Source organism: Aquabacterium sp. (genome assembly GCF_049274795.1).
GTDB lineage: Bacteria > Pseudomonadota > Gammaproteobacteria > Burkholderiales > Burkholderiaceae_C > Aquabacterium.
In genome coordinates this window covers 1-8,281 of record NZ_JBASTH010000081.1, presented here as the reverse complement: position 1 = coordinate 8,281, position 8,281 = coordinate 1, and the positions used below count along the sequence as shown (strand labels likewise).

The window sequence follows — 8,281 nt, the reverse complement described above, 5'->3', positions numbered from 1 at the left end:
CCCGGGCTGACGGACATATGCCTTGTCACTGGGTCGTTCGCGCACGGGTATCAATGGCTCTACGCGCTGCCAGAAATCATCTGTGACCACCCAGGAATCCACACGCTTTTTTGTCGCCACGGCTTCGTCCTTGGCCGCGTCTGCTGCGGCTCAGGGCGATAGTTTACTATTTGCGGATAAATTCTAAGGCACCAGCGTTGGCGATGTCGGCACTGGGCCTTTACGGCGCGGTGTCTGTGTGCGGCAGCACCCGGCCCGGATTGAACAGCCCCTGCGGATCCAGCGCCTGCTTGATCGCCCGCATCATCGCCATGGCCTCGGGGGGCTTGCGCCTGGCCAGTTCATCGCGGCGCAACTGCCCGATGCCGTGCTCGGCCGACAGCGTGCCCTTGAAGCTGTCCACCAGATCGAACACCACCTGGTTGGCCTGCTGCTCGAAAGCCAGCAAGGCATCGCCAGCCGATTGCGCTGCGGGCGGCTGCACGTTGTAGTGCAGGTTGCCATCGCCGAGGTGGCCGAAGCAGACCACGCGGCTTTCGGGCCAGCGTGCTTGCAGTTGCTGCCCAGCCTGCTCGACAAAAGCCGGGATGGCCGAAGTGGGCACGGCGATGTCGTGCTTGACCATCAGCCCCTCGGTGCGTTCCGCCAGCGGGATGGTCTCGCGCAGATGCCAGAAGGCCCGGCGCTGCGTTTCGCTGGTGGCCAGGCTGGCGTTGGTGATGTCGCCAGCATCGAGCGCTTCACCCAGCAGGGCCTGCAGGCGTGCCTGGGCATGCTCAGGGGACTCGGTGCTGGCGTGCTCGATCAGCACGGTCCACGGGGGCAGGGCGCTGGCCTCGCGCAGGGCATCGGTGCAGCGGGCGATGTCGGGGTGGTGTCTGGCGACCAGATGCAGCGGCAGGCGGCCCATGGTCTCGAAGGCCGTGAGCCCGGCATCCAGCAGGTTGCGGGCGCGGGCCAGCAGCGCCACGGCGCCTTCCAGGCTGGCGCAGGCGGCCAGGGCGGTGGCCTGGCCGCGCGGGCGGGGATACAGGCGCACAGTGGCGGTCGTGATCACGCCCAAGGTGCCTTCGCTGCCGATGAAGAGGTCGCGCAGGTCGTAGCCCGTGTTGTCCTTGCGCAGGCCCGACAGGCTGGACCACAGTGTGCCGCTGGCCGTGACCACCTCCAGCCCCAGGCACAGTTCGCGTGCGGTGCCGTAGCGCAGCACCTGGGTGCCGCCGGCGTTGGTGGCCAGGTTGCCACCGAGGGTGCAACTGCCTTCGGAGGCCAGGCTCAGAGGGAAGAGCAGGCCATGCTCCTGCGCGGCCTGCTGCACCTGCGCCAGCGTGCAGCCGGCATCCACGGTGAGCGTGAGGTTGGCCGGGTCCACGGCACGTACCTGGTTCATGCGCCCCAGGTTGAGCAGCAACTGTTGGCCACTGCCATCGGTGATCGAGCCGCCCACCAGCCCGGTGTTGCCACCTTGCGGCACCAGCGCGATGCCCTGAGCGGCGCAGGCGCGCACCACGGCCTGCACCTGGGCGGCGTCGGCAGGCCGTGCGATGGCCAGGGCCTGGCCACGGTAACGGCGGCGCCAGTCCAGCTCATAGGGCTCGCGCTCGGCGGGTGTCAGGCCCTGGTCCGGACGCAGCAGGCCGGCGGGGCCGAGCAGGGCGCCCAGGTCATCGAGCCAGGAGGGGGAGGCCATTTGTTCGCGGCGGATGTTTCGTGTGTATCGCGGGGCAGGGCAGGGATCAGGCCGCGTCGTGCTGACTGCCCTGATCGTGGCCCTTGGACCCTTTGACCTTGGGCGGCAGCACCTTCAGGCGCAGCCGCACATACACCGCACAGGCGGCAAAGAGCAGCACGCTCAGTGCGGTCTCCAGCATGGCCAGGCCTTGCGACCAGCCCGCATCACCCGTGGCGCGCACCACGCCTTCGGTGAAATACAGCCACACCAGCAGCGACAACCAGCGGTAGGTGTAGAGCCGGTGCCGCAGCAGGCCGGCGATGGCCAGCGTGAGCGGCAGCACCTTGAGCGCCAGCGCGCCGGTGCCGCCGGGCAGGGGGGCCAGCCAGAGCTCCCAGGCCAGGCCCAGGGCGATCAGCCCGCCAGTCAGCAGCACGGTCACTGCACGTACCAGGCCGATGTGGCGCAGGCGCTCGGGCGTGTGCACGCCGGCCAGGGGCTCGTCCGCCAGGGAGGCGCGCGGGGCCGAAGGGGGGGCGGTGCGGTCGGTCATGGTGGGGCCCATGGGTGTGTCGGGGCGGGCGGGCAGGGTGGCATGATAGCCCCCATGATCTGGTACCGGCGTTTTCTCGTGCTGCTGCAGCACTGGCCCTGGATGGCCACCCTCCACACCCTGCGGCTTCGTTTTCGTGAAGACCGCCTGGGCGTGACCGCCGGCAGCCTGACCTTCACCACCACCATCGCGCTGGTGCCGCTGTTCACGGTGATGCTGGCCCTGTTCAGCGCCTTCCCGGTGTTCGCGCGCTTTCGCAAGGCGCTGGAGACGCAGTTCCTCAGCGGCCTTGTGCCCGAGGTGATTGCCAAGCAGGTGATGCTGCTGCTCACGCGCTTTTCCGGCAAGGCCAGCCAACTCGGCGGCGTGGGCCTGATCGCCCTGGGCCTGACGGCCATGTTCCTGATGCTGACCATCGACCACACGCTCAATGCGATCTGGCGGGTGCGCTCGCGCCGGCCCATCGCGCAGCGGGTGCTGGTGTACTGGGCTGCGCTCACGCTGGGCCCGCTGATGCTGGGCGCGAGCCTGTCGGTCACCTCGTACGTGCTGTCGGCCTCACGCGGCTGGGTGGGGGCGCTGCCCGGCGGTGTGAGCGTGCTGCTGGGGCTGATCGTGTTTGTGCTGCAGACGGCGGGCTTCGCTGCGCTGTTCCGCTACGTGCCCAACACGCACGTGCGCTGGGAGCATGCGGCCTCCGGCGCGCTGTTCGTATCGATCGGGCTGGAGTCGGCGCAACGGGTGCTGGCGCTCTACCTGTCGAGCGTGCCGGTCTATGCCACCGTGTATGGTGCTTTCGCGGCGCTGCCCATCTTCCTGATCTGGATCTTCCTGAGCTGGCTGATCGTGCTGCAGGGGGCGGTGGTGGCGGCGTATGCGCCCAGCCTGCTGTCGCGCGTGAAGCGCTGGCCTGACGCACCCGGCCACCGCTTCCAGATGGCGCTGGCCCTGGTCAAGACGCTGGCCGATGTGCAGCACACGGACACGGCCGGTTACTCATCCTTGCGCCTGGCCCAGATGCTGCGCACGGATCCCCTGCAGATCGAGCCGGTGATCGAGGTGCTGACAGGGTTGGACTGGGTGGCCCGGCTGGACGAGCCCGAGCAAGACGATGGCGGTCGCTTGGTGCTGTTGTGCAACCCGGGCCGGACCTCGGTGGCGCCTCTGGTGCGCCAGTTGCTGCTGGGGCCCGACACCTGGAGCCAGGATTTCTGGCGGCACGCGCGCTTCGACGACATCACCCTGGCGGAGGCGCTGGGGGCGCCATCCAGTCTGGCCCTGGGGCAAACACCGAGCAAATAAGGTGCGCTGAACCCGGGTTTAACGATGGCTTTCGCTGTCGATCAACGTTATATTGGTTTTAAACGCGAAGCTGGATCCGCTCGGCCATCAGCCGTTTGCGGCACACTGTTGTCCCACACCTCGTGGTGCCGATTGGCGTGATCCGCCGCCGCGCCGCAGATCCTGCCCCCAAAGGAGACTTCCCCATGAAAGTCAGCGACATCCTCCGCGTCAAAGGCAACACGCTGTTCACCGTCCGCCCCGAGGACCCGCTGTCCGAAGCCGCCACCACCATGGCCCAGCACGACATCGGCTCGCTGGTGGTGATGGAGCACGGTGAACTGGTGGGCATGCTCACCTTCCGGGAAGTGATCCAGGCCGTGGTGCGCAACGATGGCGCCTTCGGCTCGCAGGCCGTGCGCTCGGTGATGGACGACCACCCGCTCACCTGCACCCCCGAGACCGAGATCGACGAAGTGCGCCGCATGATGCTCAACCGCCATGCCCGCTACATGCCCGTGCTCACCAACCGCACGCTGGCCGGTGTGATCTCCTTCTACGACGTGGCCAAGGCCGTGGTCGATGGGCAGGATTTCGAGAACCGCATGCTCAAGGCCTACATCCGCGACTGGCCGGTGGAAGAGAACGCCGGCGAGCGCCAGGCGCTGCTCTGAGCCGCATCTGATATCACCTTGGCGCCCGGCTTTGCGGCCGGTGCGTTGCATGTGCACGCCTCCTGTGCGCAGCCCCCCAGACCCGGCCTTGGCGCCGGGTTTTGTCTTGGGGGACAATAACGGTTTCCCCCACGCATTCCAGACCTCTCCATGGCCGGCAGCACCTTCGGACACCTGTTCACTGTCTCCAACTTCGGCGAATCGCACGGCCCGGCCATCGGCTGCGTGATCGACGGCTGTCCGCCCGGCCTGGAATTGACCGAGTCCGACATCCAGCACGACCTGGACCGCCGCCGCCCCGGCACCTCGCGCCATGTCACCCAGCGAAACGAGCCCGATGCCGTGGAGATCCTCTCTGGCGTCTACGAGGGCAAGACCACTGGCGCGCCCATCGCCCTGCTGATCCGCAACACCGACCAGCGCAGCAAGGACTACGGCAACATCCTGCAGACCTTCCGCCCCGGCCACGCCGATTACACCTACTGGCACAAGTACGGCATCCGCGATCCGCGCGGTGGCGGACGTTCGTCGGCCCGCCTGACGGCGCCCATGGTGGCGGCCGGCGCCGTGGCCAAGAAGTGGTTGAAGGAGCACTACGGTGTTGCCATCCGCGCCTGCATGACGCAACTCGGCAACGTGCCCATCGCGTTCGAGGGCTGGGAGCATGTCAGTCAGAACCCGTTTTTCGCGCCCAATGCCAGCCAGATCGAGGCACTTGAGGCCTACATGGACGATCTTCGCAAGGAAGGCGATTCGTGTGGCGCGCGCCTGTGTGTGGAGGCCAGCGGCATGCCGGTGGGCCTGGGCGAACCCCTGTTCGACAAGCTGGACGCCGACATCGCGTACGCGATGATGGGCATCAACGCCGTCAAGGGCGTGGAGATCGGCGCGGGCTTTGGCTGCGTCACGCAAAAGGGCAGTGAGCACGGCGATGGCCTGACGCCCGAGGGCTTCATGTCCAACCATGCGGGTGGCGTGCTGGGTGGCATCTCCACCGGGCAGGACATCCGCGTGTCGATCGCGATCAAGCCGACCAGCTCGATCCGCACGCCTCGCCCGTCGATCGACCTGGACGGCAACCCCGCCACGGTCGAGACCTTCGGTCGCCACGACCCCTGCGTGGGCATCCGCGCCACGCCGATCGCCGAGGCCATGCTGGCGCTGGTGCTGATCGACCATGCGCTGCGGCACCGCGCACAGTGCGGCGATGTGTCGGTGAGCACGCCGAAGATCGCGGCGCAACGGCCGGAGTGAGTGGTCAAGGCCAACAAGGCCAAGGCCACGCATCCAGCCGATGCGTGAGTCACGACGGCCTCTTTCGCTGGCCCGCATGAAAAAAACCGCCTCGTGAAGGGCGGCTATTTGTGGGCGCCTGTTGCAGGCGATTTCTGTAGGCGCGTGTGCAAGCGTCAGATCGGCGATCCGTGCTGGATCAGCTCGACCTTGTACCCATCGGGATCCGTCACGAAAGCGATGATGGTGTTGCCGCCCTTGACCGGGCCGGGCTCGCGCGAGATGCTGCCGCCCAGCGTGGTCGTGAGCGCACGCACCTTGTCACAGGCGGCGGCGATGTCGTCCATGCCTAGGGCGATGTGGCCGTAGGCGTTGCCCAGCTCGTACTTCTCGGTGCCGTAGTTGTAGGTGAACTCCAGCTCGGCGTGCTCCGGGTTGGGGCCGTAGCCCAGGTAGGCCAGCGTGTATTGCTGCTCGGGTCGGTCGACGGTGCGCAACAGCGTCATGCCCAGGGCCTGGGTGTAGAAATCGATGGAGCGCTGGAGGTTGCCAACGCGCAGCATGGTGTGCAGCAGGCGCATGGGGATCTTTCAGGGGGAGTGGAACGTGGAGAGGGCGTCAGTCTGCCAAAGATCGGGGCCGTGTGGTGCCGCGTCGGCAGGAAACCCAGCCTTGGGCTCTGCCATGGTGAGCACCAGCATCACAATCTGGGACTCAACACGACCTCTACCCAGCCACGCACGCTGTTGATCAGGGCCATGCCTTGCGCACTCGGCAGATCGTGCAAGGTCAGCACGCGCTCCCGTAACCGGCCCTCGGCCAGCAGGGCTTCGCGCATCACGCCAGGCAGCAGGCCACTTGATAGTGGCGGGGTGACCCACTGGCCGTCGATCTGCAGGGCCAGGTTGCCGATGGTGAATTCGGTCAGCTCGCCGCGTTCGTTGTGCAGCAGGGTGTCGAAGATGCCGGTGTGGGGGGCGAACGGGGCGTAGGCCGCCCGCTGTGTAGTCTTGTGGCGGATGAACTCATCGCGCTCAGCCCGGGGGATCGGATGCTGCGCCAGCACGACCTGGCGTGGCCCCGGCGGCGCATCGGGCAGTGGCGCGGCTTCAGCGCGCGGCCGGCCTCTGGCATCCAGCAGCAGCCGCAGCTTGAAGATTCCTTGCGGATGCGCGTGAGCCAGCGCCTGCAGTGCGTCGATGCACGCGGCTTTCACGCCCTCATCCCAGCGGTGATTGAAGTGGCGTGCGGAGCGGGCCAGGCGGGCCAGGTGGCCGTCCAGGCGCGGGATGTGGCCGTCTTGCAGGCGCAGTGATTCGAGCAGGTCGAACGGCTGATCAGCCCGGCGCAGGAAGGCCTGCTTGGCCTGCCACTCTTGTGCTTCCCCCTCAGGGGTGGCGTCGAGCGTGATGCCGCTGCCAATGCCGCAGTGCAATGTCCAGGGCGCGGTGGGCGGCGGGGTGTGCACGGCCACGGTGCGGATGGGCACGTTGACGGTGACTCGGCCGCCTGGCGCCATCATGCCGGAGGCGCCGCAGTACACCCCGCGTGGCGCGCCCTCCATGCGCGCGATATGGTGCATGGCCTGGCGCTTGGGCGCACCCGTCACCGAGCCACAAGGGAACAGCGCCGCGAAGACCTCGCTCAGGCGCAGGCCGGCGCGTGTGCGTGCGGTAACGGTGGACGTCATCTGCCAGACGGTGGGCAGGGCCTGCACCTCGAACAGCGTTGGCACAGTCACGCTGCCCACCTGCGCCACGCGCGACAGGTCGTTGCGCAGCAGGTCCACGATCATCAGGTTCTCGGCCCGCTCCTTGGGGCTGGTGCGCAGGTGGTCGGCGGCGCGCTGGTCGTCAGCAGGTTCGGCTGATCGGGGGGCTGTGCCTTTCATCGGGCGGGTGGTGAGCAGATCGCCCTCCCAGTCGAAGAACAGCTCCGGCGAGACGCTGAGCACGGCGCCGGGCTGGCGTGCCACAGCGCGGCCATCGAGCATCAGGCCGTAGCCGCCGGGCTGGCTGCGCTGCAGCGCCTGGAAGTAGGCGTGCAGGGCCGGGGTGGGCGCTGCCTTGTCCTCGGGCTGGAACGCTGCGCGCAGCGGTGCCGTCAGGTTGATCTGGTAGACCTCGCCGTTGCGGATCAACTCGCGGATCTGCTCGACCTGCTGGTGCAGGCGGGCATCGCTCAAGGCGGAGTCCCAGGGGCCGGCGTGCCAGCCGTCTTTCACATTGGGCGCGGTGCCATCACTGTCCGCAGGCCAGGCCTGCGCTTCGGTGAACACGGCCCAGGCGGCGTACGGCGTGCCTGGCGGCAAGGCCTTGACGGGCAGGTGTGCATCCAGCCCTGGCGCGGCCTCATAGGCCACCCAGCCCACGCACCAGGCGCCGTCTTTCGCGGCGCGGTGGGCTTCGTCCAGCAGGGCGGGCACCTGCTTGGGGTCGTGCGCCACCAGCCAGCGTGAGGGCTGGTGAAAGGCCAGGCGCCGGCGTGTGCCGGCCTGATCGGGGAAATCGATCAAGGCCGTGGGGTAGTGGGGATCGACGTCCAGCATGTTGAGGGCCGCGTGGGCCCGCGGCGGATGGGTAGGGCGTGGACGGGCGCTGCCGGCTCAGGCCAGGCGCTGACGGCGTGACAGCGCGCAGGCCAGGGCCAGCACGCCGACTAGGGCGAACAGGGCCAGGCTCCAGAACTCGTAGGGCACGCCCAGCAGCGTGGTGGCCGCATCGGCGCAGGAGGCGCGCACCTCGAAGACCTCGGGCCAGCGGGTGTCCAGGCCCAGGCCGCCGACGATGCGATCGGCCAGCGTGAGCGCGCACGAGGTGCTCTTGGCGGCCACGAAGTGCTGCCACAGCGCCGCGGCCACGCCGGAGG

The 8,281-nt window shown here is 68.2% G+C and carries 8 protein-coding genes; 3 read left to right on the top strand and 5 right to left on the bottom strand.

Annotated elements, in window-relative coordinates:
• Positions 1–220: 220 nt before the first annotated feature.
• Both WAQ08_RS12970 and WAQ08_RS12965 read right to left on the bottom strand, forming a co-directional pair.
• A complete protein-coding gene (locus WAQ08_RS12970; RefSeq protein WP_422191998.1) occupies positions 221–1,690 on the bottom strand; it encodes an FAD-binding oxidoreductase in 1,470 nt (489 codons plus the stop codon).
• A gap of 46 nt (positions 1,691–1,736) precedes the next feature.
• A complete protein-coding gene (locus tag WAQ08_RS12965) occupies positions 1,737–2,225 on the bottom strand; it encodes a DUF2069 domain-containing protein (protein ID WP_422191997.1) in 489 nt (162 codons plus the stop codon).
• 54 nt (positions 2,226–2,279) lie between these two features.
• Here WAQ08_RS12965 and WAQ08_RS12960 point away from each other — a divergent pair, with 54 nt between their 5' ends.
• The 3 genes from WAQ08_RS12960 to aroC all read left to right on the top strand — a co-directional run bounded on the left by WAQ08_RS12960 (position 2,280) and on the right by aroC (position 5,434).
• Positions 2,280–3,527 (top strand): YihY family inner membrane protein, encoded by a 1,248-nt coding sequence (locus WAQ08_RS12960; protein ID WP_422191996.1) that lies wholly within the window; start codon positions 2,280–2,282, stop codon positions 3,525–3,527.
• Between the two features lie 185 nt (positions 3,528–3,712).
• Entirely contained in the window at positions 3,713–4,180 is a 468-nt protein-coding gene (locus tag WAQ08_RS12955; RefSeq protein ID WP_422191995.1) for a CBS domain-containing protein, read from the top strand.
• Positions 4,181–4,330: 150 nt separating this feature from the next.
• Positions 4,331–5,434: a chorismate synthase gene (gene aroC / locus WAQ08_RS12950; RefSeq protein WP_422191994.1), complete on the top strand. Its 1,104-nt coding sequence runs from the start codon at positions 4,331–4,333 to the stop codon at positions 5,432–5,434.
• Between the two features lie 155 nt (positions 5,435–5,589).
• Here aroC and gloA read toward each other — a convergent pair whose 3' ends face one another.
• The 3 genes from gloA to WAQ08_RS12935 all read right to left on the bottom strand — a co-directional run.
• Positions 5,590–5,994 carry a lactoylglutathione lyase gene (gene gloA / locus WAQ08_RS12945; RefSeq protein WP_422191993.1) on the bottom strand — a complete coding sequence of 135 codons (405 nt, stop codon included), beginning with the start codon at positions 5,992–5,994 and terminating at the stop codon, positions 5,590–5,592.
• A 119-nt stretch (positions 5,995–6,113) separates the two neighbouring features.
• On the bottom strand, positions 6,114–7,961 hold the full coding sequence (locus tag WAQ08_RS12940) for a chorismate-binding protein (RefSeq protein WP_422191992.1): 1,848 nt from the start codon (positions 7,959–7,961) through the stop codon (positions 6,114–6,116).
• A 57-nt stretch (positions 7,962–8,018) separates the two neighbouring features.
• The coding region (locus tag WAQ08_RS12935; protein WP_422191991.1) for a disulfide bond formation protein B at positions 8,019–8,281 on the bottom strand (263 nt) is incomplete at its 5' end.